The sequence below is a fragment of the Ramlibacter sp. GS1-15 genome (genome assembly GCF_057785015.1).
Genome location: NZ_JBYNTU010000001.1, coordinates 311730 through 336219 on the forward strand (window position 1 = coordinate 311730; position 24490 = coordinate 336219).

Consider the following 24490-nt stretch of genomic DNA (forward strand, 5'->3'; position numbering starts at 1 on the left):
AGACCGGTGACTTCCGAAGCAGCCAGTGTAAAGCGCGGCCTGACCCGGCTCGTTGCCGAGGCGATCCGGCGCGCCGGCGGCTGGCTGCCGTTCGACCGCTACATGGCGATGGTGCTGTACGCGCCGCAGCTGGGGTACTACGCCAACGCCTCGCGCAAGTTCGGCCCCATGCCTTCGTCCGGCAGCGATTTCGTCACGGCGCCGGAGATGACGCCGCTGTTCGGCCGCGCGCTCGCCGTGCAGGTGCGCGACGCGCTGGAGGCGACGGGCACCCATGACATCTGGGAGTTCGGGGCGGGGTCGGGCGCGCTCGCCGAGCAGCTGCTGTTCGAGCTGGGCGATCGCGTGCAGCGCTACACCATCGTCGACCTGTCGGCCAGCCTGCAGGAGCGCCAGCACGCGAAGCTGGCCGCCTTCTCGCGCCAGGTGAACTGGGTGCAGCAGCTGCCCGAGCGCTTCAGCGGCGTGGTGGTCGGCAACGAGGTGCTCGATGCGATGCCCGTGAAACTGCTCGCGCGCACCGGCGGCCAGTGGCACGAGCGCGGCGTGGGGATGGAAGGCGAGTCGTTCGTCTGGCGCGACCAGCCCACGGACTTGCGCCCGCCGGTCGACATAGAAGGTGCCCACGACTACGTCACCGAAATCCACCCTCACGCGCAGGCGTTCGTGCGCACGCTGGCCGACCATCTCGAGCGGGGCGCCGCCTTCTTCCTCGACTATGGGTTCACGGAGGCGGAATACTACCATCCGCAGCGCCACATGGGCACGCTGATGTGCCATCGCGGGCACCTGAGCGATCCGGACCCACTGGTCGATCCCGGCGAGAAGGACGTCACCGCGCACGTGAATTTCACCGACGTCGCCGTGGCTGCGCAGGAAGCGGGGCTGCCGACACTCGGCTATGCGACGCAGGGCCGGTTCCTGCTCAACTGCGGAATGGCGAAATTCCTCGCCGATGCGGATCTGCCGGATCGCGCGGCGGGGCACCGCCTCATCGCCGAACATGAAATGGGCGAGCTGTTCAAGGTCATCGCTTTCCATCGCGGCGAGTTCTGGGATGCGGTCGGTTTCCGCGAGGGAGACCGCACGGATCGCCTGTAGTGAGGCACACTCCGGCGGAATGATTCGCTGGATCGTCGTCGTCTTCCTCGCGCTCGTGCTCATCAACAGCTTGACGCCGCTGCTGCAACGCATCGGTTTCGGCCGCCTGCCCGGCGACCTCAAGTTCCGTTGGCTGGGCCGCGAGTGGTTCATCCCGCTGACGTCGACGCTGGTGCTCAGCGCCGTGGCCAGCCTGATTGCCAAATTGATCTAGAAATGTTGACCCCCACGCTTCTCACTTCGTGTAGTGCGCTGCCCCCCGAGGGGGCCCCAGCCTCCTTCGGGCGGCCGTGCGGAGGCTGACATGAAAGCCTGCGTCGACATCGGCGGGACCAAGGTCGCGGTGAGCCTCAACAGCGGCGCGGGGCTGGACCTGCTCGCGCACCGCAGCGAGCCCACGGCCAAGGAAGGCAACAACGACGCGCTCGCCCGCCAGATCATCCGCATGGTCGACGAATCGTGCGCCGAGCTGGGGCTTGCGCCCGCATCGGTCGAGCGGGCCGGCGTCTCGTCGTGCGGCCCCTTCGTCATGCGCCATGGCCTGATCGAGATCGCCGCGCCCAACATCTGCGGCGGCATCGCGGGACCGGCGCGCGGGCTGCCCAACGACTGGAAGACGGCCTTGCTCGAGGCGCCGTTGCGCGAGCGCTTTCGCGAAGTGCGCGTGGAGAACGACTGCGTGGCCGCGCTCGAAGCCGAGCGGCGTTGGGGCGCGCTGCAGGGGTTCGACCATTGCGCCTACGTCACGTGGAGCACCGGCATCGGTTGCGGCCTGTGCGTGGACGGTCACGTGCTGCGCGGCAAGAACGGCAACGCGGGCCACGCAGGCCACATGTTCGTCTCCGACAACAGCGATGCGCTGTGCGGTTGCGGCAACGTCGGCGACGTCGAAGCCATCACCGCCGGCAGCGCGATCGCGCGCCGTTTCGGCGCGGACGCGCCGACGCTTTTCCGTCGCGCGCAGGCGGGCGATGTCGAAGCAGAAGCCAAGGTCGACGAGCTGTGCCGGGTGATCGGCCGCGCGCTCTACAACCTGATCGCCACGTTGGACCTTCAGCGCATCAGCCTGGGCGGCAGCGTGTTCTGGCACAACCGCGATTACCTGCTGCCAAAGTTGAAGGGCGAGGTCGCGGGCAAGTTGCCGGCGCTCACGGCGGAATGCGACCTGGTGGGCGCGGGGTTGGAAGATCGCGTCGGTGATTACGCGGCGCTCGCGCTGCTCGTGTAGTCGTCGTTTTCCATCCATTGCGCCAGAACTGCTCGCTGGGGTGCGCGAATGGCCCTGCGAAAGCCCTCCCCGACCGCCAACCCTGCATCGCTGGTGTTCGGAGAGGGTCGATCGAGCGCGGCGCGTCGCTCGCGTCAGGCGGTGGCCGGCTGGCCGATTTTTAGATGAGGACAGACGGGCACTGCCTGACGCGCGCTACCCGCGATAAATAAACCGCAAAGATGGGTCAAGCCCGCAATGACAGGGACTTCGCCACGGCCTCGATGCGCGCGTGCTGGATCAGTTCGCCGATCTTCGGGCCTTTCACGCCGCGCGCTTGCGCTCTTTCGGCGATCTCGTGCGTGGCGACCGATTGCGCGGCCGAGAGCGCGGCCATGAGATGCGGCCCGGGCGGATAGCCGCTCTCTTCCTTCCCTGCGCGGCCGCGCGCGTCGCATTCGCAGGCGAGCAGCACGAGCCCGAAGCGCTGCGGCTTGCGGAAAGCGTCGCACCGCTCGAGCAGGCGCACGAGCGCGGCGGCGCCGTATCCCTCGCAGCGGTGGATGTTGCCGTGCTCGCGGGCGACGACGTCGGCCAGTTCGCGGCAGTCGGAGGGCACGCGCAGGCGGTCGCAGACGGCGCGCAACAGCTGCGCACTGCGCTGCTCGTGACCGGTGTGGCGTGGCAGCACGTCGGCGGGCGTCGTGCCCTTGCCGAGATCGTGCGTGAGGCAGGCGAAACGCACCGGCAGCGGTGCCTTCAGCCGCGCGCTCATGTCCATCACCATCATCAGGTGCACGCCTGTGTCCACCTCCGGGTGATAGTCGGCGCGCTGCGGCACGCCCCACAGGCGCTCGACCTCGGGCAGCAGTTTCGCGAGTGCGCCGCAGTCGCGCAGCACATCGAACATGCGCGACGGCTTGTTTTCCATCAGGCCGCGCGCGAGTTCCTGCCAGACGCGTTCGGCGACAAGCGCATCGACTTCGCCGGCCTGGACCATCTCGCGCATCAGTTGCATGGTTTCCGGCGCGACGCCGAAATCGGGGAAACGGGCGGCGAAGCGCGCCAGGCGCAGGATGCGCACCGGGTCTTCGCGGAAGGCATCGGTCACGTGGCGCAGCACGCGCGAGCGCAGGTCGCGCTGTCCGCCGAACGGATCGATGATGCGGCCCTGCGTGTCCTGCGCCATCGCGTTGATCGTGAGGTCGCGCCGCGCGAGGTCCTGCTCGAGCGTGACGTTCGGCTCGGCATGGAAGACGAAGCCGTGATAGCCGGCGGCCGTCTTGCGCTCCGTGCGGGCGAGCGCGTATTCCTCGCGCGTCTCGGGATGCAGGAAGACGGGGAAGTCCTTGCCCACAGGCAGGAAGCCGCCGGCGATCAGTTGCTGCGGCGACGCGCCGACGACCACCCAGTCCCGGTCGTTGACGGGCAGGCCGAGCAAGGCATCGCGCACCGCGCCACCGACGATGTACGTCTGCATGGCGGGCAGTTTAGCGTCTGCTACAGCGCCAGCCGCAGGGCCAGGTCCCTGGCCCGGGCGTGCACCTCGGCCGGCGCGGGCGGCAGGGGCAGGCGGCATTCGCCCACTTCCTGGCCCAGCGCGCGCAGCATGGCCTTGATCGACATCGAGAAGACCGAGGTCTCGCTGTTGATGAATTCGAAGGATTCGATCAATCGCGCATTGATCGCCATCGCCTGGGCGAGGTCGCCGCGCTCCAATGCCGCGAACAGCTGCTGGAACTGCGGCGCGGTCCAGTGCGTGCTGGTGCCGACGATGCCGGCGGCGCCCACCGCCGCGAGCGGCAGGGTGGAGCTGTCGTCACCGCTGTACAGGTCGAAGCGGTCGCCCGCCTGCGCAACCAGCGCCGCGGCGGCCGGCGGGTCGCCGGTCGCGTCCTTGAAGGCGACGATGTTCGGCACCTCGCGGAACAGGCGCAGCAGCACGTCGGCCGCGATACGCCGGCCGGTGCGCACCGGCACGTCATAGACCATCACGGGCAGGTCCGTCGCCGCGGCGGCAGCGCGGAAATGCGCCTCGATGCCGGCCTGCGGCGGGCGGCTGTAATAGGGTGCGACCACGATTACGCCCGCAGCGCCGAGCGACTTCGCCTCGCGCGTGAGCATCACGGTGTGCGCCGTATCGTTGCTGCCGGTGCCGGCGATGACCGGAATCGTCACCGCTTCGCTCACGGCGCGAATCAGGTGACGACGCTCATCGTCGGCCAGCGTCGAAGCTTCGCCCGTCGTCGCAGCCAGCACCAAGCCGTCGTTGCCGCGCGCGGCCAGCCAGCGTGCCAGCCGCTGCGCCGCATCCAGGTCGAGCCGGCCCGTGGCATCGAAGGGCGTGACCATCGCCGTGAGCACCCGGCCCCACTGGCGCGGGCGGCGGATGGCGGGGCCGGTCATCGCTTCGCCCGGTACGGTTCGTCCTCCACGACGAAGGATTTCTCTTCCAGGGCGTCTTCGATCCAGGCCTTCACGCCCGGCAGCGCGCACACCCGGCGGATGTAGTCGGTGATGTGTCCCGGCACGGGCAGCGCGTAGTTCTTGATGCGCATGCACACCGGCGCGTAGAAGGCATCGGCGACCGTGAACTCGCCGAAGAGCATCGGGCCCTTGTTCTGATCCAGCAGGTCGGTCCACATCTGCACGATGCGCTGCACGTCCGCACGCACGGCGGGCTTGTCGCGCCACACGATCGCGCCGGCTTCGGGCAGCGAGGCCTCGATGTTCATCGTGCAGTGGTCCCGCAGTGCGCCGAAGCCCGAGTGCATCTCGGCGCAAACGCTGCGGGCGCGGGCGCGCTTCTTCGCATCCTGCGGCCACAGCTGCTTGGCCGGGTACTTCTCCGCGACGTACTCCGCGATCGCCAGCGAATCCCACACCGCGAAGCCGTCGTCGACAAGCACCGGCACCCGGCCGGCCGGGCTGACTTTCCGGATCGTCCTGCCGAACGCCGAATCGGGATCGCCGAGCGAGTCGAACTTGACCAGCTTCTCCTCGAACGGGATGGCAGCCTGCTTGAGCAGCACCCACGGACGCATGGACCACGACGAATAGTTCTTGTTGCCGATGTAGAGCTGCAGCATGGCGCCTCCTGCGGTTGAGATGGCCGCGATGCTACGTGCCGCGCTGGCGGCGATTGATGAAAAAAGACGGCCGGATTGATGCCGCCCCGACGCCTAAGGCAGGTCCTGGTTCGGCTCCGGCTGGCTGGCGTCGCGCGGGCCGACGTACCCGAGCCGGGCCTTGAGCGACTGCGGCTGCCCCGACAGGATCACCGCGTACATCGTCGTGTTGGCGAGCACCTTCTTCACGTAGTCGCGGGTCTCGAAGAACGGCACGTTCTCCGCCCAGGCGGCGGCTTCGACCATCGGGCCGTTGCGCCAGGCGCGCGGCCGGTTCGGCCCGGCGTTGTAGGCGGCGGCGGCCAGCGCCATCGAGCCGCTGAAGTCGTCCAGCACGAGTTTGAGGTAGCCCGTGCCGACCGCGATGTTGGTGTCGCGATCGCTCAGCTGGTCGGTGGTGAAAGCGCCCATCCCCAGCTTGCGCGCCGTCCAGCGGGCGGTGGCGGGCATCACCTGCATCAGGCCCGACGCCCCGACGCCCGAGCGTGCATCGCTGACGAAGCGGCTCTCCTGCCGGATCAGGCCGTAGACGTAGGCGGGATCCAGGCCGATCTCCTGCGCGCGCTTTACCACCCGCTCGCGGTGCGGCAGCGGGTAGCGCTGGTCGATGTCGTACGCCGCCTTCATGCGCTCGCTGGTGGCGATGCAGCGGTCCCACACCTCGCGCTCGCAGGCGAGCTGCGCAGCGGCGTACAGCTCGCGCTCGCCCATGCCGCCGATGCCGTGCAGGTTGGTCGTGTAGTTCCACTCGCGCACGCCTTCGGGCCGGATGCCCAGCGCGATGGCGTACAGCGCCCGGTTCAGCCCGGGGTTCTGGCGCGCCGCCTCCTTCTCCGCCGGCGTGAGCGGTACGGGCTTGGCCGGCATGGTGACCTTCTGCCCCAGCTCCTCGAGCGCGAGCTGCTCGTAGAAGCCGCTCACGGACGCGATCGACTGCAGCAATGCCGTCGCTTCCGCCGTGCGATCGTCGCCGCCGCGGGCCAGCAGCGCACGCGCCTTCCAATAGACCCAGGCGCTGTGGCTGCGCGTTTCCTCGCCCATGGCGTTGATCGCGTTCAGCACGACGGGCCACTGCGCCCCTTGCGGCGTGCGCAGTGCGGCGCGGGCTTTCCACGCCAGCATGTCGTCGGTGAGGTTGCGCTCGCGCGAGACATGCTCGTAATAGGACAACGCATCGGTCGACAGGCGCTGTGCGGCCTGCTTGCCGAGAACGCCCCAGAGCCAGTCGCGTTCTTCCTGCGAGAGCTGCGGCCCCCACTTGTCGTCGAGCAGGCGCGCCGCGCTGTCGAGGTCACTGGCTGCGAGCTTGATCAGCGCCAGCGACACCATCTCCTTGCGCACCTTGCGCACGGCCGCGATCTTGCTCGTGAGGAAGCGCGCCGGGCTGGCATTGATTTCGGCGAACTGCTGCGCCGCTTCCGGCGCGACCATCAGCACCGCCTGCTGCGCGGCACGCACGCGCCCCGCGTCCATCGCCAGCCGCGCGCGGTGCCACACGTCCGCGGCCTTGAGGCGCTGCGGGGGCTGCGCGTCCGCCAGCAGGCGCGCGGCGGCCAGCGCGCAGCCGTCGTCGGCCTCGCGCTGGGCGAACCAGAGGCGCTTCACTTCATCGGCGACCGCGTCCGGCGAATAGGGGCCGCCGCTCAGGTAGGACACCAGCAGGGCGTAGCAGCGCACCTCGCGGTCGTCGTTCATGCGGAACTTGGGATATTCCGCGGCGAAGTTCGCCCAGTCGCGCCGCTGCCCGAGGAGCAGCAGCCAGTCGTTGCGCAGCCGGTCTTCCTGGTAGGTGCCGGCGTACTTCGTGAAAAAATCCTGCACTTCCTGGGGCGCGGCCGTCTCCAGGCGCGACTTGAGCTCCCAGTAGGCCACCCAGGCTTCGAGCGGATGGCCTTGCACCAGCGGCAGCAGCTGCGCGAGCTTGGCGCGGTCGCCTTGCTTCCAGGCCTGGTAGGCGTCGACCACCTGGTCATCGCCCTTGACCTGCGCTTGCGCGCCGCTGACGAGCAGCGCCGCGATCAGTGTCAGAATCCTTGCGAACATCATTCACGATTATGGACAGGTCGGAACAGAAAAAAGCCCTGCGCAAGCGTTTGGTCGCCGAGCGGCTGGCTTTGCCCGACAGACTCGTGAAATGCGACATGCTCCAGCGGGTGATGCGCATCTGGCTGGTGAACCGGCCCGACACCGTGATCGGCGCCTACTGGCCGATCAAGGGCGAGTTCGATCCGCTGCCGGCGCTGCACCGCTGGAAGGAGGACGGCGAGCTGCTGGACGAGCCGCAGCTGCGCCGCATCGGCCTGCCGGTGGTCGACAAATTGCACGGGACCTTGAAGTTCCACGCCTGGTTCCCGGGTTGCCCGATGGAGGAGGACGCCTACGGCATCCCCAAACCGAAGGACACCGAGATCGTGGTACCCACGTTGCTGTTCGTGCCTTGCGTGGGTTACGGGCCCGGCGGCTTCCGCCTCGGGTATGGTGGCGGCTTTTACGACAAGACGCTGGCGCAGCTGAAACCGAAGCCCTACACCGTCGGGATGGGGTTCACCCAGGGATACGTCGACGATCTCGAGCCGGAACCGCACGACGTTCCGCTCGACGCGATCCTCAACGACAACGGTGTGGTCTGGCCGGTCGGCTGACCCGCGCACCCGTTCACTTTCCATGTCGCTGTATCGCCTGATCGGCGGGTTCCTCCGTCGCCACTGGAGTTCGTATGCCGCCGCGGGCGTCATGCTCGCGTGCATCGCCTGCCTGATCGTCTGGATCCCGCGGCAGATCGGGCACCTGGTCGACGGCCTGGCGGCGCACACGCTCGCCGGGGATGAGCTGCTGTTCCAGCTCGTGAAACTGGTCGGCGCGGGCATCGTGATCTATTTCCTGCGCGTGGCCTGGCGGCTGCAATTGTTCGGTGCCGCCTACCGCCTCGGGGTCGAGCTGCGCCAGCGCCTGTACGCGCGCCTCGCGCTGCAGGGGCCGCAGTTCTTCCAGAAGCAGCGCACCGGTGACCTGATGGCGCTGGCCACCAACGACATCGACGCTGTGGAGATGGCGGCGGGCGAGGCGATGCTGGCCGGCTTCGACGGCTCGCTCACGCTGGTGCTGGTCGTCGCGATGATGTCGCTCGGCGTCGATGCGCGGCTGGCGGCGTTCGCGCTGCTGCCATTCCCGTTCATGGCCTGGAGCTTCTGGTGGATCTCGCGCCACGTCCATGCGGCGTGGCGGCTGTCGCTGGATCGCTTCGGCGCGATCAACGACCACGTGCAGGAGACGCTCTCGGGCGTGCGCACGGTGCGTGCGCTGGGCCTGCTGCCGCGCAGCGAGGCGCAGTTCTCGCAACTCGCGACGGCGGCCTCGGAGGCGAGCTTCGACGCGCAGCGCTGGGAAGCGGCCTACGAGCCGGCGGTGGGATTCACGCTCGCTGCCGCGACCGTGCTCACGCTGGGCGTGGGCGGCTGGCTGGTGTGGCACGGCGAACTCACGGTCGGACAGCTGACGAGCTTCTCGCTGTACCTCGGGCAACTGATCTGGCCGATGTTCGCGGCCGGCTGGGTGCTGTCCCTGATGGAGCGCGGCAAGGCGGCGTGGACCCGGCTGCAGCCGGTGCTCGATGCGCCGCTGTCGGTGGATGACCACGGCACGATCGCGCCGGTCACGCCGGGGCCGGTCGAGGCACGAGGCCTGCGATTCAGCTACCCGGGCCAGGGCAGGCCGGCCCTCGAGGGCGTGTCGCTGCGCCTGGAAGCGGGCCGCACGCTCGGCCTGGTCGGCCCGACCGGCGCCGGAAAGTCCACGCTGCTGCGGCTGATCCTGCGGCACTACGCGCCGCAGGCCGGCACGCTGCGTTGGAATGGCATCGACCTGCAGGACTACACGCTGGCCGCGCTGCGCGGCGCGATCGCCTGGGTGCCGCAGGAGGCGTTCCTCTTCTCCGCCACGGTCGCCGACAACATCGCGCTGGCCAAGCCCGGCGCCACGCGCGAGGAAATCGAGGTCGCGGCGCGGCTGGCGGCCGTGCACGAGGACATCCTGCGCCTGCCGCGGGGCTACGACACGCCGGTCGGCGAGCGCGGCGTCACGCTGTCGGGCGGCCAGCGCCAGCGCGTCGCGATCGCGCGGGCGCTGCTGGCGGACGCGCCGCTGCTGCTGCTCGACGATGCCTTGTCGGCCGTCGATACCGACACCGAGGCGCGCATCCTGGCGCACCTGCGCGAAACGCGCGTCGGCCGCACCGTGGTCATCGTGAGCCATCGCCTGAGCGCCGTGGCCGATGCTGACAACATCTTGGTGCTGCAGGGCGGACACTTGGCCGAGCAGGGCGACCACGACGCCCTGCTGGCGCACAACGGCTGGTACGCCCGCCAGTGGCGCTACCAGCAACTGCAGGCCAGTCTCGATGCCAGCTGAAGCCCTCACCACCACCGGCTTGCCGAGCGAGCCGAAGGAACGCCGCCGCACGCTGGGCGACGCGGCGACTCTGTTGCTGCGCGCCGCATCGCCGGATCGGGCACACCTCGTGCGAGGCATCCTCTGGCTGCTGGCCGCCGCCGGGCTGGAAGCGCTGGGCCCCCTGATCGGCAAGACCTTCATCGACCGCTTCCTGCTGCCGCACGACGCGAACCTCGCCGCCATCGGCGGGCTGCTGGCCGGCGCACTGGCCGCGGGCGCGGTGGCGAGCTGGCTGCGCTACCGGCAGCTCACGCGGCTGGCGGGCCTCGCGATGCGGTCGGTGCAGCGCATCCGCGAGAACGTGTACGGCCACGTGCTGCGGCTGCCCATGAGTTTTTTCGACAAGGCCATCATCGGCCAGGTCGTCAGCCGCGTCACCAACGATACCGAGGCGGTGAAGACGCTGTACGTGCAGGTGCTGTTCGTGATGCTCGACAGCATCATCGTGCTGACCGGCGCCATGATCGCCATGCTGTGGCTCGATTGGCGCTTGATGCTGATCGTCGCGACGCTGGTCCCGGCCGTGGTGCTGATCGTGGTCGGCTACCAGCGCCTGTCCGCGCCGGCCGTGACGCGCTCGCGCGAACTGCGCAGCGAACTGAATGCGCAGATCGCCGAATCGATCGGCGGCATGGCGGTGCTGCAGGCCACCAACGCGGGCGGCCGCTTCGGCGAGCGCTTCGCCTCGACGAACGAGGCGCATTACCGCTCCCGCCAGAGCGAGCTGCGCGCCAACGCCTGGCTGTTGCGGCCCGTGCTGGACCTGCTCAACGTGATGCTGCTCGCGACCGTGATCGCCGTGATGGGGTTGCGCGGCCAGGCGATGAGCGCCATCGAGATCGGCGTGCTGTACGCGTTCATCAACTACATCGCCCGCGTCATCGAGCCGCTGATCCAGATCACGATGCAGTTCTCGCAGCTGCAGCAGGCCATGGTCGGTGCCGCGCGTGTGCATGCGCTGCTGAAGGAAGCCGAAACGCCGGTGGCCGCCGAACACGGCCGCGTGACCGACGGTGCGATCGGCATCGACCGCCTCACCTTCGCCTACAACCCCGGCCAGCCGGTGCTGCACGACCTGAGCCTGCAGGTGCCCGCCGGGAGCTTCCATGGCATCGTCGGCCACACCGGCAGCGGCAAGAGCACGCTGATGTCGCTGTTGCTGCGCTTCTACCCGGCGCCGGCCGGCAGCATCCGCATCGACGGCACGCCGGTCGATGCGATCGCCGAAACGCATTTCCGCGAGGTGATTGGCCTGGTGCCGCAGGACCCGTTCCTGCTGGCGGCGAGTGCGCGCGAGAACATCGCGATGGGCCGCCAGCTCACCGACGAGCAGATCGTGGCGGCCGCGCGCGCGGCGCACGCCCACGACTTCATCATGGGGCTGGAGCACGGCTACGACACGCCGCTGGGCGAGGGCGGTGCGCGCCTGTCGGTCGGGCAGAAGCAGCTGGTCGCGATCGCACGGGCACTGGCGGGCCAGCCGCGCATCCTGTTCCTCGACGAAGCGACCTCGCACATCGATTCCGAGACCGAGCAGGTCGTGCAGCGGGCGATGAACGGCTTGCGCGGCAAGGTGACCATCGTCGCGATCGCCCATCGCCTCTCGACGATCCGCGACGCCGACCGCATCGTCGTGCTCAACCACGGCCGAATCGCGGAAACCGGCACGCATGCCGAGCTGATGGCCATCGACGGCGGGCTGTACCAGCGGCTGTATTTGCTGCAGCAGCTGGAAGAGGAAGACCAGGCCGAACAGGCCTAATCGAGCATGTCCACCGTGTCCGGGTCGGGCACTTCACCGATCGCGTGGCGCGTCACCTTGCTCTGCGCCATCAACCAGTCGCAGAAGGCCCGGATCTCCGGCCGCTGGCTGCTGCGCGGACCGACGATCATCCAGTAGGCCATGGGCGAATCCATGCGCTGGTGCGGCAGCGGCTCGACCAGGTCGCCATTGGCGAGCGCCTCCGCGATCATAGGCAGCCGCGCGAGCACCAGCCCCTGCCCCGTGAGTGCGGCCTGCACCATCTGGTAGGCGTAATTGAAATAGAGCCAGCGCTTGGGCTGCGACTTGGTCAGGCCGTTCTCGTCGAACCAGCGCCGCCATGTGAGCCATTCGAGGTGCGTGGCATGCGCGTCGCCCGCCTCGATCAAGGTGAAATTCGCGAGGTCCGCGGGCTTCTTCAGCGCCGGGCCGCTCTTGAGCAGCCAGGGGCTGGCCACCGGCGTGAGCTGCTCGCCGAACAGCCGCACCGCGTGTGGCGGCATGGTGGCCGTCGGGCCGTAGCGCAAGGCGAGGTCGACGTCGGCGACGTCGAGGTCCAGGGTCTGGTCCGATGCGTCGATGCGGATGTCGATGTCCGGGTGATCGCGCTGGAACTGTTCCAGCCGTGGGATCAGCCACATCGAGGCGAAGGACGCGAAGGTGGTGAGCGCGACCGAACGGCGGCCCGCGCTCTGCCGGATCTGGCGCACGGCGCTGTCGATGCGCGGCAGGGCGTTGCTCACGGCCATCAGCAATTGCGCCCCGGCGCTGGTGAGTTCGACCGCGCGCGTGTGGCGCAGGAAGAGCGGCACGCCGACTTCCTCTTCCAGCGACTGGATCTGGCGGCTGACGGCCGATTGCGTGAGCGCCATCTCCTCGGATGCCGCGCGGAAGTTCAGGTGGCGCGCCACCGCTTCGAAGGCGCGCAGGTGCCCGGCCGAGATCGGGCGGGTGCGAAGGTGCGTCTGCGAATGTTGCATTCGGCGTTGCCAGTTCCTGACAGCAGCGAGGCCTGGATTGATGCGAATCGGGAATCAATAGGTTATCCGTATTTCATTGGACCGGCAAGCGATCCGCCACGATCATTCAATGCCGAAACGTCACTGAATGGAGAACCCCATGGCGATGCCCCAGATCACTGCCCTGACCCCCTGCTGCGCCGAGCCCGCGCTGCCCGGCACGTGGAAGCTGGCGGCCAAACGTGCGATCACCCTGGAGCCGCGCGAGACGGGCGTCCTGAAGGTGGCGCACGGCCGACTGTGGATCACCTTCCAGGGGCCGCACCATGGCCGGCTGAACGAATCGGGCGACCACATGCTCGGTGTCGGCGAGCAGCTGCGCCTGATGCCCGGCCAGCGCGTGGTCATCGAATCGTGGAACGAAGGCTGCCCGGCTTATTTCAGCTGGGACCCGGTGCCCGTGGCGAAGACCATTCGCCGCACGCGGCTCGAGGACGTGGTGCAGCCGCTCGCGGACCTGCGTCTCGCGCTGGTCTTCGGCGGCCACGCGGCCGCGCGCCTGGTCTCCGGGCTGGCGACGATCGCCTGGCAGTCGGCGTTCGGCGCGCGCGAGACGTACGAGGAACGCGCCTGCCGCAAGCACGGCGCGATGACCTGATTCGGGGGAGGCGCCGCAGGCCCTTCGGGGGTGGGTTAGATTCGGGAGGTGGCCCGGCCGAAATCTTCCCAGCACGAACTCAAACGCGACGAGATCCTCGACGTCGCGGCGCAGTGCTTCGCCGACAAGAGCTACCACGCGGCGAGCATGAACGACATCGCCGCGGCCTGCGGCACGTCGAAGGCGCGCCTGTATCACTATTACGAGAGCAAGGAAGCGATCCTGTATGACCTGCTGGATCGCCACACGCAGCGCCTGCTGGCCGTGATCGGCCAGGTGGAGGCAACGGCGCAGCGGCGCAACCTGGACGACCGCTCGGCGCTGCATGAACTGGTGCGCTGTTTCCTGGACGAATACGAGCATTCGGCCACGCGCCACGCGGCATTGCTGCATGACACGAAATTCCTGGGCGAAGCGCAACGCGAAGTGATCCTGAACCGGCAGCGCGACGTGGTCGCAGCGGTCACGCGCTTCCTGCGCCGCGCGTACCCCGGCCGGGTGACGCCCGCGAACCAGACGCCGGTCACGATGATGCTGTTCGGCATGATCAACTGGACCTTCACCTGGCTGCGCCCGGGCGGGGCCATGAGCTATGCGCAATTCGCCGAGGACGTGATCGCGATGCTGGAACGAGGCCTGGCTGCATGACTGCGTGGCACGTCGTCGTGATGGGGGTGTCCGGCTGCGGGAAGTCGGCAATCGGCCAGCGCATCGCGCACTCGCTCGGCCTTCCGCTGATCGAAGGCGACGCGTTCCACTCGCCTGCCAACATCGAGAAGATGACCCGTGGCGTGCCGCTCACGGATGCCGACCGCGCCGGCTGGCTCGATGTGCTCGCGCGCGAGCTGGCCGCGCATCCGCAAGGCGCCGTGCTCACCTGCTCGGCGCTCAAGCGTTCGTATCGCGACCGGCTGCGCCGCGCGAGCCCGGATCTCCGCTTCGTCCATCTCGCGCTCTCGCAGGAAGAGGCGCAGCGGCGCGTCGCCTCGCGGCCGGGCCATTTCTATCCGCCCGCCCTCGTGGCGAGCCAGTTCGCCGCCCTCGAAGACCCGGCCGGCGAGCCCGGGGTCGCCGTGATCGATGGGACCTTGCCGCCGGAGGAAGTCGCCGCGCGTGCATGCGCGGCCTTGCAGCGATTCAACAATCCGTAATCAATTACGAATAGGTAAAATCGCCGGCATGTCCAAAGCATTTGCCAGCCGGGCCGACCTGTCCGAGAAGAAGATCACGTTCGAACAGCTCAGCAAGCACTGCTGGGCCTACACCGCCGAAGGTGACCCGAACTCCGGCGTGATCATCGGCGACAAGTTCATCATGGTGAGCGACGCGACGGCCACGCCGGCGATGGCGCGCGACCTGATTGCCCGCATCCGCAGCGTGAGCGACAAGCCGATCAAGTACGTGCTGCTGACGCACTACCACGCGGTGCGCGTGCTGGGCGCGAGCGCCTATGTCGACGAGGGCGCGACCGAAGTCATCGCCAGCCAGGGCACGTACGAGCTGATCGTCGAGCGCGGCAAGGAAGACATGCAGTCGGAGATGGAGCGCTTCCCGCGCCTGTTTCGCAATGCCGAGTCGATCCCGGGTCTCACCTGGCCGACGCTGGTGATCGACGGCAGGCTGACGGTCGACCTGGGCGGTGTGAGCGTGCAGATCTGGCATCCCGGTCCCGGCCACACCCGGGGCGACACGATCGCCTGGGTCGAGGAAGAGAAGGTGCTGTTCTCGGGGGACCTGGTCGAGTACGAAGCCGGCGTCTACACGGGCGATGCGCACCTGGAGGAATGGCCCGCGACGCTGGAAGCGCTGCGCGCCTTGCGCGCCGAGGCGATCGTCCCCGGCCGCGGCGAGGCGATGAAAGGCAATGCCGCGGTGAACAAGGCGCTCGATTACACCAAGCGCTGGGTCGAGACGCTGTTCAAGGCGGCGAAGGAAGCGGCGGCGCAGGGCATGGACCTGAAGGCCACCATGGCGCATACCCGCAAGGCCATGGACCCGGTGTTCGGCCACGTGTTCATCTACGAGCACTGCCTGCCCTTCGACGTGAGCCGCGCGTACGACGAAGCGCGCGGCATCAAGCACCCGCGCGTCTGGACGGCGGAGCGCGACCAGGAGATGTGGCGATCGCTGCAGGCGTAGTCCCTCGCTGACACGGCGGTGGCGGGCCATCCGGCAGCGCGCAGTTGGGCGAGCTCCTAAGCTGGCCGCTCCGCAGTAGAGGAGCCTCCATGCCGTCCGACAAGACACCCCGCATCCTGCAGCCGCAAACCACGCCCGACGAAGGCGACAAGCCCGGTGCCAAAAAAGAGCAGCAGATGGGCGAAGGCAGCTACGAAGCCACGCGCGACTACAACAAGCGCCAGGCCGACTACATGAAGACGCACGACGTCGAGAAGGACGCCGAGGCCGCCAAGCCCCGCTCCGAGCAGGAAGCGCGCGACCTCCAGCAGGCCGAGGAAGAAGGCAAGTCGCACTCCAAGGGTGAGCATTGAGCCTCGGGCGCGGATAATCCGCGCATGAAAGCAATCGATGTGGTCGTGATGGCGGCCGGCAAGGGCACGCGCATGAAAAGCCGCCTGCCCAAGGTCCTGCACCGCCTGGCGGGCCGTCCCCTGTTGGCGCATGTCATGTCCACCGTGGACGCCCTGGGCGCGCGCAGCACCGTGGTGATCACGGGCAACGGCGCCGGTGAAGTCGAAGCCGCGGTGGCGAGCTGGCCGCGGCAAGGCGCCACCCCGCTGTTCGTGCGCCAGGAGCCGCAACTCGGCACCGGGCACGCCATCCAGCAGGCCGCGCCGAAATTGCCCGACGACGGCATTGCCCTGATCCTCAACGGCGATGTGCCGCTGATCGATCCCTCCACGCTCCGACGACTGGTCGACGCCTGCGGCGGCCAGAAGCTCGCGCTGCTGTCGATCGACATGCCCGATCCGACCGGGTACGGTCGGATCCTGCGTGAAGGCGATTCGATCGTCGGCATCGTCGAGCAAAAGGACGCGAGCGCGAAGCAGCGCGAGATCCGCGAGGTGTACGCGGGTTTCATGGCGGTGCCCACGAGCCGGCTCAAGCCCTGGCTCGCGCGCCTGACCAACGACAACGCGCAGGGCGAGTACTACCTGACCGATGTGGTCGCGCTGGCCGTGAAGGACGGCGCCGGCATCGTCGCGGTCAAGGCCGCGCAGCAGATGGAGGTGGATGGCGTGAACAGTCCGGTGCAACTCGCCGCGCTCGAGCGCGCGTACCAGCGCCGCGAAGCCGAGCGGCTGATGGAGCAGGGTGTGCGCATCGCCGACCCGGCCCGCTTCGATGTGCGCGGCACGCTCGAGTGTGCGCAGGACGTGGAGATCGACGTCAACTGCGTCTTCGAAGGCGCCGTGAAGCTGCGCGAGGGTGTGCGCATCGGTGCCAACTGCGTGATCGCGAACGCGACGATCGAGGCCGGCGCGGTGATCCACCCGTTCACGCACATCGACGGCGAGAAGGCGGGCGTCACGGTGGGCGCCGGCGCGCTGGTCGGGCCATTCGCCCGGCTGCGTCCTGGCGCGCAGCTCGGCGCCGACGTGCACATCGGCAACTTCGTGGAGGTCAAGAATTCCACGCTCGCGCGCGGCGCGAAAGCGAACCACCTCGCTTACCTGGGCGACTCCACCGTGGGCGAGCGCGTCAACTACGGTGCCGGCTCGATCACCGCGAACTACGACGGCGCGAACAAGCTTCGCACGGTGATCGAAGCCGACGTGCACGTCGGCAGCAACTGCGTGCTGGTCGCGCCGGTGAAGATCGGCGCGGGCGGCACCGTGGGAGCCGGCTCGGTGATCACCAAGGATACGCCGGCGGGCGCGCTGTCGGTGGCGCGTGGCCGGCAGGCGACCATCGCCAACTGGCAGCGGCCCCAAAAAGGCGAGAAGAAGTAGGCCTCAACCCGGCGCGCGTGCGAGCGGGATGCGCGGATCGAACTTCGCGCGCTTCACGCTGAAGTAGGCCTTGACGTTGCGAACGTTGGCATCGCTGGTGAAGAGGCGCTGCGCCAGCTGCAGGTAGCCCGGCATGTCGCGCGTGTGCACGAGGAGGACGAAGTCCGGCCCGGGCGACACCCGATAGCACTGCTGCACGGCGCCGTCGGCGATCACCCGCGTCTCGAAGGCCTGCTGCTCCTCGTCGCCCTGTCGCTCCAGCGTGATCTCCACGACGGCCTGCAGGCCGTGGCCGATCACCGGCGCGAGCTTGTCCGGATCGAGGACCGCGATCTCGCGGGCGATCAGGCCGGCGTCGCGCAGGCGCTTCACGCGCCGCAGGCAGGTCGGGGGCGAGATGTGCACCCGGGCGGCCAGCTCCTGGTTGGTGAGCGACGCGTCGGCCTGGAGCTGGTCCAGGAGGGTCATGTCGACCGAGTCCAATGATTCCATTTAGGCGGCAATTTAGGAATTGAATTCCATCATAAGACTTTCATGCAATAGTATTCCGAAAAGCCGACAATTCAGCCAGCACATTTCATTCGTCGGCGCCTAAAGTGCCTCGACCGCATCTTTCCGGGAGTTCCTCATGTGTGGCATCGTCGGCGCCGTTTCCACCCGCAACATCGTTCCCATCCTCGTGCAAGGCCTGCAGAGGCTGGAGTACCGCGGCTACGACTCGTGCGGCGTCGCGGTCTATGCGAGCGGCCTCAAGCGCGCGCGCAGCACGGACCGGGTCGCGAAACTCCTGGCGCAGATCGAGGACGAGCACCTCGAAGGGATGACCGGCATCGCGCACACGCGCTGGGCCACGCACGGCGCGCCGGCCGTGCACAACGCCCACCCGCATTTCAGCCACGGGCCAGGTGAGGGCGCGAGCAAGCGCCCCGGGCGCATCGCGCTCGTGCACAACGGCATCATCGAAAACCATGCGGAGCTGCGCGCGTCGCTGCAAGCCCGCGGCTATGTGTTCGAGAGCCAGACCGACACCGAGGTCATCTCGCACCTGGTGGACAGCCTGTACGAAGGCGACCTGTTCGATGCGGTGAAGAGCGCGGTGGCCCGACTGCATGGCGCCTATGCGATCGCCGTGTTCTGCAAGGACGAGCCGCACCGGGTCATCGGCGCGCGCGCGGGCTCGCCGCTCGTGCTCGGCGTCGGCAAGGAGAATGGCGAGAACTTCCTCGCGAGCGACGCGATGGCGCTGGCCGGCGTCACGGACCAGATCGTGTACCTCGAGGAAGGCGACATCGTCGACGTCCAGCTCGGCAAGTACTGGATCGTCGATGCGGCCCGCAAGCCCGCCTCGAGGCCGGTGAAGACGGTGCTCGCACACAGCGGCGCGGCGGAGCTCGGTCCTTACCGCCACTACATGCAGAAGGAAATCTTCGAACAGCCGCGCGCGGTGGCGGACACGCTCGAAGGTATCGAGGGAATCACGCCCGAGCTGTTCGGCGACGGGGCGCATCGCATCTTCAAGGAAGTCGAACAGGTGCTGATCCTGGCCTGCGGCACGAGCTATTACGCGGGCTGCACGGCGAAATACTGGCTCGAGTCGATCGCGAGGATCCCGACGCAGGTCGAGATCGCCAGCGAATACCGCTATCGGGAATCGGTGCCGCATCCCGGCACCTTGGTCGTGACGGTGAGCCAGTCGGGCGAGACCGCCGACACGTTGGCGGCGCTGCGCCATGCGCAAAGCCTGGGCATGAACAAGACGCTCACCGTCTGCAATGTCTCGACCTCGGCGATGGTGCGCGAATGCAAGCTCGCCTACATCACCCGAGCCGGCGTGGAGATCGGGGTGGCTTCGACCAAGGCCTTCACGACGCAGCTCGCGGGACTGTTCCTGCTCACGCTCGCGCTGGCTCAGGTGAAAGGGCGCCTCACCGACGCGCAGGAAGCCGCGCACCTGAAGGCGATGCGCCACTTGCCGTCGGCACTCTCGGCGGTGCTGGCGCTCGAGCCGCAGATCATCGGCTGGTCCGAGCATTTCGCCGACAAGGAGCATGCGCTGTTCCTCGGCCGGGGCCTGCACTACCCCATCGCGCTGGAAGGCGCGCTCAAGCTCAAGGAGATCACCTACATCCACGCCGAGGCCTATGCGGCCGGCGAGCTCAAACACGGGCCGCTGGCGCTGGTGACGAGCGAGATGCCGGTCGTCACGGTAGCACCCAACGATGCGCTGCTCGAAAAGCTGAAGAGCAACATGCAGGAAGTACGCGCCCGCGGCGGCGTGCTCTACGTGCTGGCCGATGCCGATACCCGCATCGAGAGCGAGGAGGGCATCCACGTCATCCGCATGCCCGAGCACTACGGGCCGCTCAGCCCGATGCTGCACGTGGTGCCGCTGCAATTGCTGGCCTATCACACGGCCTGCGCGCGCGGGACGGATGTGGACAAGCCGCGCAACCTCGCGAAGAGTGTGACGGTCGAGTGACGCCCGGGCGGTCCTTCTGACTCGCCGTGCCGGATTTCTCCGACAACCCGGGGCCTGGTGAAGCCGTTTGATGGAGTGTCACGCAACGAATCGGGAGAATCCACATGAGAGCCACAGCTCTGATCACTGCCGCGGCGCTGGCCTGCGGAACAGCTGCCTTCGCACAGCAGGACAAGACGACTCACGGAACGGATGCTGCCCGTGCGGAACAGCAGGGGCACGAAACGGCCGGCCAGAAATTGCGCGACAGCCTGCACCGGCTGGGCGAGAAGACGCGGCACGCGCTCCATCGCGCCGGCGACAAGACTCGCCAGACCGCCAAACGCGACGACCGCAGCGACACGCGCGCGATGGGTGCCCCGGGCACCTCCCGCGACGCCGACGCGGCGCGCCGCCAGCGCATGGACGAAGCCTACGCGCACTGGCAGGACAAGCAGCAGAAGACCCGCTGATGTCGAAGTGTCACGGCCCGGCGGCGGTTTGACAACACCTCTTGCGGTGTTACGCTCGCCCGCGATGACTTCTCCTGCGCCTTCGCACGCCGAATCCTCCGCTGCACTGCAAGCAGCGGCCGAGTCGGCGCGTTACGCCTTGTTGCGCCGCCTCGCGCCATCGATGCGGCACCACCTCGTGGTCAACCTGCAGCCGATCGGCATGGTGTACGAAATCATGGACCGCCGCCTGAAGGCCGCCGAGCCGAACCTGGACGAGGTCCACGAAGGGGCAGGCAAGATCAACACTTATGCGCGGGCGGCGCTCGCATCGTGCATCGACGTCGTGACCTGGCTGGCGCCGGATGAGGGCGCCACCACGACAGCGGCCGACGGCGTGGGTGAATGCCTGTCGCTGGTCGCGACGAGCTTCACGTTCCGGGGCTTCGCGTTGCGCAACGACGTCCCCGAAGTGCAGGGCGAAGTGGCACGCAGCGCCTTCCGCTACGCCGTGACCGGCGCGCTCGTGCACCTCAGCGACGAGTACGCGCCGCCCGCGGAAATCTCCTTGTCGGCCCAGGCCCGGCCCGCGGGTCTGGAGATGACCCTGTCGCTGCGCCAGACCGCCGGCGAGCCGGGCTTCTCCACGGCGCCGCCCTACCGGCCGATCACGGCGGCAGACCTCGAAGCACTCGCCCGCGCGGACGGCGTGCAGATCGAGCGCGAGAGTACCGCCATCCGCCTCATCGTGCCCTGGGTCAGCCGCGCTTGAACCCGATGGCCTTCATGGCCCGTGCCAGGGTCGCGCGCTTCGAGTCGTAATCAGCCCAGGGGTCGTTGCCTTCGTCCAGCCGTTGGTGCACGGTCTGCACGGTCCAGTGCGCGCCGCCCTTGAGCGTGCGCAATTCGTCCCAGCGCACCGGCACCGAGATGCCCAGACCCGGCCGGGCCCGCGCCGACCACGCACAGACGGTCGTCGCGCCGTAGCCGTTGCGCAGGTAGTCGATGAAGATCCTGCCCACGCGGTTGGAGCCGCCGCTCTTGGCGACGAAGCGGTCGGGGATGGTCCGCGCCAGGTGCTGCACGATCGCCTGGGAGAAGTCCTTGACGGTGTCCCAGTCGTACTGCTTCTTCAGCGGCACCACGATGTGCAGGCCCTTGCCGCCGCTGGTCTTCAGGAAACCCGGAAGACCCAGCTCGTCGAGGAACGCGTGCACCAGTTGCGCCGCTTCCTGGATTTGCGGCCACGACACGCCCTCGCCCGGGTCGAGGTCGAAGGTCACGCGGTCTGGCTTGTCGATCGCCGTGCGCACTCCATTCCACGTGTGGATCTCGATCACGTTCATCTGCGCCGCCGACAGCAGGCCTTCGGGTCGGGCGACGTAGACCATCGGCGGATGGCCCGGGAAGATCGCGGGGTCCAGTGGCTCGATGCCGGCCATCCTGTAGCGGTCCATGTGCTTCTGGAAGAACAGCTCGCCGGCGATGCCTTCGGGTGCGCGCACCATTGCGATCGGCCGGTCCCTCAGGTGCGGCCACATCAGCGGCGACACGAGCGCGTAGTAGCGGACGATGTCGATCTTCCTGAGGCCGGTCTGGGCATCGATCACCCGATCGGGATTGCTCACGCGCAGGCCCGACGGCACCAGCGGCGTGGGGGCGGGCTTGTCCACCGGCGCATTATGCTGCGCGCGTTCGCGCGTGACGCCGCGCGCCCGCTTGTCCTCGCGCAGGCCGTGGAACACGGAATGGCGGATGCGCCCGTCGCGCGTCCACTCGCCGAACGCGACTTCGCACACGAGCTCCGGCTTCACCCAGTGCGGCTTTTTCGGGATCGTCGAATTCGGCGCGAACGGGCTCCTGTCGCTGGCGAGCTTGCCCAGACGCGCGCGCAGGTCGCGCAGCGTTTCCTCGTTGAATCCGGTGCCGACGTTACCGGCGTACTGCAGATGGCCCGCCTCGTCGTTCACGCCCAACAGGAGCGAGCCGATGCCGGTGCGCGAGCCCTGCGGGTCGGTCCAGCCGCCGATCACGAACTCCTGACGCTGATGGCATTTGAGCTTGATCCAGTCCGAGGAGCGCCGGTTCGCGTACGCGCTGTCGCGGCGCTTGCCGATCACGCCTTCCAGGCCCAGCTTGCAGGCGGATTCAAGCACCTTGGCGGGCGGCGCATCGAATTCCTCGGAGAAGCGCACCTTGTCGTGCGGACGACGCTCGACGATGCGCCTGAGCACGGCGCGCCGCTCGGTCAGCGGCACTTCCCGCAGGTCGTAACCCGCGCAGTGCGGCAGGTCGAACAGGTAATAGACGATGTCGCCGGTGCGCGCGCTGTCGAACGCGCCCTGCAAGGCCTGGAAGTCCGACGGTCCTTGCGCGCCGGGCATGATGATTTCGCCGTCGTACCAGCCGTCGGGCAGCTCCATCGATTCGAGCGCCTCGTTCAGCTGTCCGAGCCTGAATGTCCAGTCGTTGCCGTTGCGCGTGACCAGTTTCACCCGCCCGCGCTCGGCGCGTGCGAGCATCCGGTAGCCGTCGAACTTGATTTCGAAGATCCAGTTCGATGTGTCTGCGGGCGGTTCGTCGACCGGGGTCGCAAGCTCGGGCTGGAGATCGGCCGGCAATGCGGCCTTGCGCGCGCCGGCCGGCGGGCCGTTCGACGCAGGCCGGGCTGCGCGCTTCGCCGGCGGTGGCCGGTCGGCCAAATCCTTCACGCTGTCGGGCATCTCGTCGACCACGCTGAATTCGCCCGCGGGCCGCGCCCACTCGTCGCGTTCCTTGATCAGCAGCCAGGGGTCCTCGCGCTTGCCCTCGCCGCGGCCCTTCATGCGCACCAGCGTCCAGTGGCCACGCATCTTGTGGCCCTGCAGCTCGAACTTGAGCCGCCCGTCGCGCCAGCCCTTGTGCGGGTCTTCGGTCGGGATCCACACGCCCTTGTCCCAGATGATGACCTTGCCCGCGCCATAGTTGCCGGGCGGGATCGTGCCTTCGAAGCTGTTGTACGAGATCGGGTGGTCCTCCGTCGGCATCGCCATGCGCTTGTCGGCGGGGTCATAGCTCGGGCCTTTCGGGACGGCCCAGCTTTTCATCGTGCCTTCGAGCTCGAGGCGGAAGTCGTAGTGCAGCCGCGTCGCCCAGTGCTTCTGGATGACGAAGGCGCGTCGCTTCTCGTTGGCCACGCCCCCGCCCGCCGGCTCGGGCGTGGCTTCGAAGTTGCGCTTCTCGCGGTAGGTCCTGAGTGCGCCGGATGAGCGGTCATCCGCCATTGCGGCTTGCGCCGGTCAGGCCTGGGCGCGATAGCGGTCGCGCAGCTGCTTGACCTGGTCGTGGTTGCGCTGCACGCCCTGCATCTGCCGCTCGACGATCAGTTTCACGTCCGCCGGCAACGGCGCCTTCAGGGCCTTCATGTAGCGGGCCTTGGCGTTGTCCTCGCCGCGCTCGGCTTCCTCCAGCACCGCCTTGTCATCGTAGGTCGACAAGGTCGTCTTGACGGAGACCCAGCCCCGGTGCATCGCGCCCGCCGCGCTGCCGTGCTCCTTGGGCTTGCCGCCGCATTCGCGGATCTTGTCGTTCAGCTCCTGCACGGCCCGGCGGCAGTCGTCCGCGCGTTGCGTGAAGACCGATTTCAGCTCGGCGCTCGAAGCCTGTTCGGCGCAGGCCTGGAAGCCGTATTCGCCGTCCTTCGAGCACTCGACCAGATCCTGCAGCACGTCGATGACGTCGTCGCGGTCGCCCCCCGTGTTGCCGGCGCTCTGCATCGCACCGACCTTCGCTGCGGCACCCTGCGGCTGCATTCCCAGGTCGTTGGCGTGGCCCATGCTGGTGGTGTCGACGCTCTCGCCCATGCCGGTCGCGCCGCCGCGCAGGGAGTAGTCGACGCGGTCCCACGCGGCACGGCTGGCCGGTTGGGCGCGCTCCCAATCGAGGCTGGACGTGCCGCGATTCGATTCCCACTCCTCGCGCATCTGCGGCTCCGCGGTATCCCAGGTGTCGTAGCGCGTGCGGCCCGTGACACCCATGCGGTAGGCCGGCGCGTAGTCATCGAAGCTGCGGCCCTGCTCGTAATACGGCTCGCGCTCGTAGTTCTCGCGCCAGTGTGTTTCCTCGGCCGTGGGGTCAATCGCTTCCGCCGCCGCGTGGCCCGCCAGCCCGCCCACGATCGCGCCGACCACGCCGCCGACCGCCATGCCGGCGGGACCGCCCGCTGCGCCCGCCGCCGCGCCGGCGACGGCGCCGCCCACGGCACCCACGCCCGTGCCGACCGGGTGCGATCCGGATTCGCCGGTGACCGGGTCGCGATTCATGTCCTTGTCTTCAGCTGCCATGGTGTGTACTCCTTGATGAATCCATTCCCCATCTTCAGGTGAGGCGCCAGCGGGACAGTCAGCGAAGCAGGTGACCGGCT

General features: G+C 68.4%; 23 protein-coding genes. 15 read left to right on the forward strand and 8 right to left on the reverse strand.

The features are described from left to right. Nucleotides 1-6: 6 nt before the first annotated feature. From AC3EF3_RS01560 to AC3EF3_RS01570, 3 genes are all read left to right on the forward strand, one after another. Nucleotides 7-1101, forward strand: coding sequence for a class I SAM-dependent methyltransferase (locus tag AC3EF3_RS01560; RefSeq protein WP_488530401.1), 1095 nt, complete (start codon nt 7-9; stop codon nt 1099-1101). Between the two features lie 19 nt (nt 1102-1120). Then, on the forward strand, nt 1121-1315 hold the full coding sequence (locus AC3EF3_RS01565; RefSeq protein WP_488530402.1) for a DUF2905 domain-containing protein: 195 nt from the start codon (nt 1121-1123) through the stop codon (nt 1313-1315). A gap of 90 nt (nt 1316-1405) precedes the next feature. Then, entirely contained in the window at nt 1406-2329 is a 924-nt protein-coding gene (locus AC3EF3_RS01570; RefSeq protein WP_488530403.1) for an ROK family protein, read from the forward strand. A 226-nt stretch (nt 2330-2555) separates the two neighbouring features. Here AC3EF3_RS01570 and AC3EF3_RS01575 read toward each other — a convergent pair whose 3' ends face one another. The 4 genes from AC3EF3_RS01575 to AC3EF3_RS01590 form a co-directional block, all read right to left on the reverse strand. Further along, nucleotides 2556-3788, reverse strand: a complete 1233-nt coding sequence (locus AC3EF3_RS01575) for a multifunctional CCA addition/repair protein (protein WP_488530404.1) — start codon at nt 3786-3788, stop codon at nt 2556-2558. A gap of 20 nt (nt 3789-3808) precedes the next feature. Then, on the reverse strand, nt 3809-4714 hold the full coding sequence (gene dapA, locus AC3EF3_RS01580; RefSeq protein ID WP_488530405.1) for a 4-hydroxy-tetrahydrodipicolinate synthase: 906 nt from the start codon (nt 4712-4714) through the stop codon (nt 3809-3811). After that, on the reverse strand, nt 4711-5397 hold the full coding sequence (locus tag AC3EF3_RS01585; protein ID WP_488530406.1) for a glutathione S-transferase family protein: 687 nt from the start codon (nt 5395-5397) through the stop codon (nt 4711-4713). The genes dapA and AC3EF3_RS01585 overlap by 4 nt, the downstream gene beginning before the upstream one ends. Nucleotides 5398-5490: 93 nt before the next feature. Then, entirely contained in the window at nt 5491-7482 is a 1992-nt protein-coding gene (locus AC3EF3_RS01590; RefSeq protein ID WP_488530407.1) for a lytic transglycosylase domain-containing protein, read from the reverse strand. Between the two features lie 8 nt (nt 7483-7490). Between AC3EF3_RS01590 and AC3EF3_RS01595 the strand changes: the two genes are divergently transcribed. Genes AC3EF3_RS01595 through AC3EF3_RS01605 form a run of 3 tightly spaced genes read left to right on the forward strand, consistent with a single transcriptional unit; the run spans nt 7491 to nt 11647 of the window. Then, nucleotides 7491-8078, forward strand: coding sequence for a 5-formyltetrahydrofolate cyclo-ligase (locus tag AC3EF3_RS01595; protein ID WP_488530408.1), 588 nt, complete (start codon nt 7491-7493; stop codon nt 8076-8078). A gap of 22 nt (nt 8079-8100) precedes the next feature. Then, nucleotides 8101-9843, forward strand: coding sequence for an ABC transporter ATP-binding protein (locus AC3EF3_RS01600; RefSeq protein ID WP_488530409.1), 1743 nt, complete (start codon nt 8101-8103; stop codon nt 9841-9843). Then, nucleotides 9833-11647, forward strand: coding sequence for an ABC transporter ATP-binding protein (locus AC3EF3_RS01605; protein ID WP_488530410.1), 1815 nt, complete (start codon nt 9833-9835; stop codon nt 11645-11647). The genes AC3EF3_RS01600 and AC3EF3_RS01605 overlap by 11 nt, the downstream gene beginning before the upstream one ends. On the opposite strand, the gene AC3EF3_RS01610 is transcribed toward AC3EF3_RS01605, so the two are convergent. Further along, nucleotides 11644-12627, reverse strand: coding sequence for a LysR substrate-binding domain-containing protein (locus AC3EF3_RS01610; RefSeq protein WP_488530411.1), 984 nt, complete (start codon nt 12625-12627; stop codon nt 11644-11646). The two genes, AC3EF3_RS01605 and AC3EF3_RS01610, sit on opposite strands and share 4 nt — an antisense overlap. Nucleotides 12628-12766: 139 nt before the next feature. Here AC3EF3_RS01610 and AC3EF3_RS01615 point away from each other — a divergent pair, with 139 nt between their 5' ends. The 6 genes from AC3EF3_RS01615 to glmU all read left to right on the forward strand — a co-directional run bounded on the left by AC3EF3_RS01615 (nt 12767) and on the right by glmU (nt 17178). Beyond that, nucleotides 12767-13264, forward strand: coding sequence for a DUF2917 domain-containing protein (locus AC3EF3_RS01615; RefSeq protein ID WP_488530412.1), 498 nt, complete (start codon nt 12767-12769; stop codon nt 13262-13264). A 48-nt stretch (nt 13265-13312) separates the two neighbouring features. Continuing rightward, a complete protein-coding gene (locus AC3EF3_RS01620) occupies nt 13313-13912 on the forward strand; it encodes a TetR/AcrR family transcriptional regulator (RefSeq protein ID WP_488530413.1) in 600 nt (199 codons plus the stop codon). Continuing rightward, a complete protein-coding gene (locus AC3EF3_RS01625; RefSeq protein ID WP_488530414.1) occupies nt 13909-14415 on the forward strand; it encodes a gluconokinase in 507 nt (168 codons plus the stop codon). The genes AC3EF3_RS01620 and AC3EF3_RS01625 overlap by 4 nt, the downstream gene beginning before the upstream one ends. A 28-nt stretch (nt 14416-14443) precedes the next feature. After that, on the forward strand, nt 14444-15403 hold the full coding sequence (locus tag AC3EF3_RS01630; protein WP_488530415.1) for an MBL fold metallo-hydrolase: 960 nt from the start codon (nt 14444-14446) through the stop codon (nt 15401-15403). Between the two features lie 89 nt (nt 15404-15492). After that, nucleotides 15493-15756: a hypothetical protein gene (locus tag AC3EF3_RS01635; RefSeq protein WP_488530416.1), complete on the forward strand. Its 264-nt coding sequence runs from the start codon at nt 15493-15495 to the stop codon at nt 15754-15756. A gap of 24 nt (nt 15757-15780) precedes the next feature. Continuing rightward, on the forward strand, nt 15781-17178 hold the full coding sequence (gene glmU / locus AC3EF3_RS01640; RefSeq protein ID WP_488530417.1) for a bifunctional UDP-N-acetylglucosamine diphosphorylase/glucosamine-1-phosphate N-acetyltransferase GlmU: 1398 nt from the start codon (nt 15781-15783) through the stop codon (nt 17176-17178). A gap of 3 nt (nt 17179-17181) precedes the next feature. On the opposite strand, the gene AC3EF3_RS01645 is transcribed toward glmU, so the two are convergent. Then, complete coding sequence (locus AC3EF3_RS01645) at nt 17182-17670, reverse strand: Lrp/AsnC family transcriptional regulator (RefSeq protein ID WP_488530418.1); 489 nt, start codon at nt 17668-17670, stop codon at nt 17182-17184. A 136-nt stretch (nt 17671-17806) separates the two neighbouring features. Here AC3EF3_RS01645 and glmS point away from each other — a divergent pair, with 136 nt between their 5' ends. The 3 genes from glmS (at nt 17807) to AC3EF3_RS01660 (ending at nt 20860) form a co-directional block, all read left to right on the forward strand. Beyond that, a complete protein-coding gene (glmS, locus tag AC3EF3_RS01650) occupies nt 17807-19657 on the forward strand; it encodes a glutamine--fructose-6-phosphate transaminase (isomerizing) (protein WP_488530419.1) in 1851 nt (616 codons plus the stop codon). Nucleotides 19658-19761: 104 nt separating this feature from the next. Continuing rightward, complete coding sequence (locus AC3EF3_RS01655) at nt 19762-20109, forward strand: hypothetical protein (protein WP_488530420.1); 348 nt, start codon at nt 19762-19764, stop codon at nt 20107-20109. A 64-nt stretch (nt 20110-20173) separates the two neighbouring features. Continuing rightward, nucleotides 20174-20860: a hypothetical protein gene (locus AC3EF3_RS01660; protein WP_488530421.1), complete on the forward strand. Its 687-nt coding sequence runs from the start codon at nt 20174-20176 to the stop codon at nt 20858-20860. Here the strand turns inward: AC3EF3_RS01660 and ligD are convergent. After that, complete coding sequence (gene ligD / locus AC3EF3_RS01665; protein WP_488530422.1) at nt 20847-23351, reverse strand: DNA ligase D; 2505 nt, start codon at nt 23349-23351, stop codon at nt 20847-20849. The two genes, AC3EF3_RS01660 and ligD, sit on opposite strands and share 14 nt — an antisense overlap. 15 nt (nt 23352-23366) lie before the next feature. Further along, nucleotides 23367-24410: a ferritin-like domain-containing protein gene (locus AC3EF3_RS01670; RefSeq protein WP_488530423.1), complete on the reverse strand. Its 1044-nt coding sequence runs from the start codon at nt 24408-24410 to the stop codon at nt 23367-23369. Between the last annotated feature and the right edge of the window lie 80 nt (nt 24411-24490).

Excerpts from the sequence above, each read along its gene's own strand:
- AC3EF3_RS01565 (WP_488530402.1), top strand. The coding sequence starts at position 1,121 with ATGATTCGCTGGATCGTCGTCGTCTTCCTCGCGCTCGTGCTCATCAAC.
- AC3EF3_RS01570 (WP_488530403.1), top strand. The coding sequence starts at position 1,406 with ATGAAAGCCTGCGTCGACATCGGCGGGACCAAGGTCGCGGTGAGCCTC.
- AC3EF3_RS01575 (WP_488530404.1), bottom strand. The coding sequence starts at position 3,788 with ATGCAGACGTACATCGTCGGTGGCGCGGTGCGCGATGCCTTGCTCGGC.
- dapA (WP_488530405.1), bottom strand. The coding sequence starts at position 4,714 with ATGACCGGCCCCGCCATCCGCCGCCCGCGCCAGTGGGGCCGGGTGCTC.
- AC3EF3_RS01585 (WP_488530406.1), bottom strand. The coding sequence starts at position 5,397 with ATGCTGCAGCTCTACATCGGCAACAAGAACTATTCGTCGTGGTCCATG.
- AC3EF3_RS01590 (WP_488530407.1), bottom strand. The coding sequence starts at position 7,482 with ATGATGTTCGCAAGGATTCTGACACTGATCGCGGCGCTGCTCGTCAGC.
- AC3EF3_RS01595 (WP_488530408.1), top strand. The coding sequence starts at position 7,491 with ATGGACAGGTCGGAACAGAAAAAAGCCCTGCGCAAGCGTTTGGTCGCC.
- AC3EF3_RS01600 (WP_488530409.1), top strand. The coding sequence starts at position 8,101 with ATGTCGCTGTATCGCCTGATCGGCGGGTTCCTCCGTCGCCACTGGAGT.
- AC3EF3_RS01605 (WP_488530410.1), top strand. The coding sequence starts at position 9,833 with ATGCCAGCTGAAGCCCTCACCACCACCGGCTTGCCGAGCGAGCCGAAG.
- AC3EF3_RS01610 (WP_488530411.1), bottom strand. The coding sequence starts at position 12,627 with ATGCAACATTCGCAGACGCACCTTCGCACCCGCCCGATCTCGGCCGGG.
- AC3EF3_RS01615 (WP_488530412.1), top strand. The coding sequence starts at position 12,767 with ATGGCGATGCCCCAGATCACTGCCCTGACCCCCTGCTGCGCCGAGCCC.
- AC3EF3_RS01625 (WP_488530414.1), top strand. The coding sequence starts at position 13,909 with ATGACTGCGTGGCACGTCGTCGTGATGGGGGTGTCCGGCTGCGGGAAG.
- AC3EF3_RS01630 (WP_488530415.1), top strand. The coding sequence starts at position 14,444 with ATGTCCAAAGCATTTGCCAGCCGGGCCGACCTGTCCGAGAAGAAGATC.
- AC3EF3_RS01635 (WP_488530416.1), top strand. The coding sequence starts at position 15,493 with ATGCCGTCCGACAAGACACCCCGCATCCTGCAGCCGCAAACCACGCCC.
- glmU (WP_488530417.1), top strand. The coding sequence starts at position 15,781 with ATGAAAGCAATCGATGTGGTCGTGATGGCGGCCGGCAAGGGCACGCGC.
- AC3EF3_RS01645 (WP_488530418.1), bottom strand. The coding sequence starts at position 17,670 with ATGGAATCATTGGACTCGGTCGACATGACCCTCCTGGACCAGCTCCAG.
- glmS (WP_488530419.1), top strand. The coding sequence starts at position 17,807 with ATGTGTGGCATCGTCGGCGCCGTTTCCACCCGCAACATCGTTCCCATC.
- AC3EF3_RS01655 (WP_488530420.1), top strand. The coding sequence starts at position 19,762 with ATGAGAGCCACAGCTCTGATCACTGCCGCGGCGCTGGCCTGCGGAACA.
- AC3EF3_RS01660 (WP_488530421.1), top strand. The coding sequence starts at position 20,174 with ATGACTTCTCCTGCGCCTTCGCACGCCGAATCCTCCGCTGCACTGCAA.
- ligD (WP_488530422.1), bottom strand. The coding sequence starts at position 23,351 with ATGGCGGATGACCGCTCATCCGGCGCACTCAGGACCTACCGCGAGAAG.
- AC3EF3_RS01670 (WP_488530423.1), bottom strand. The coding sequence starts at position 24,410 with ATGGCAGCTGAAGACAAGGACATGAATCGCGACCCGGTCACCGGCGAA.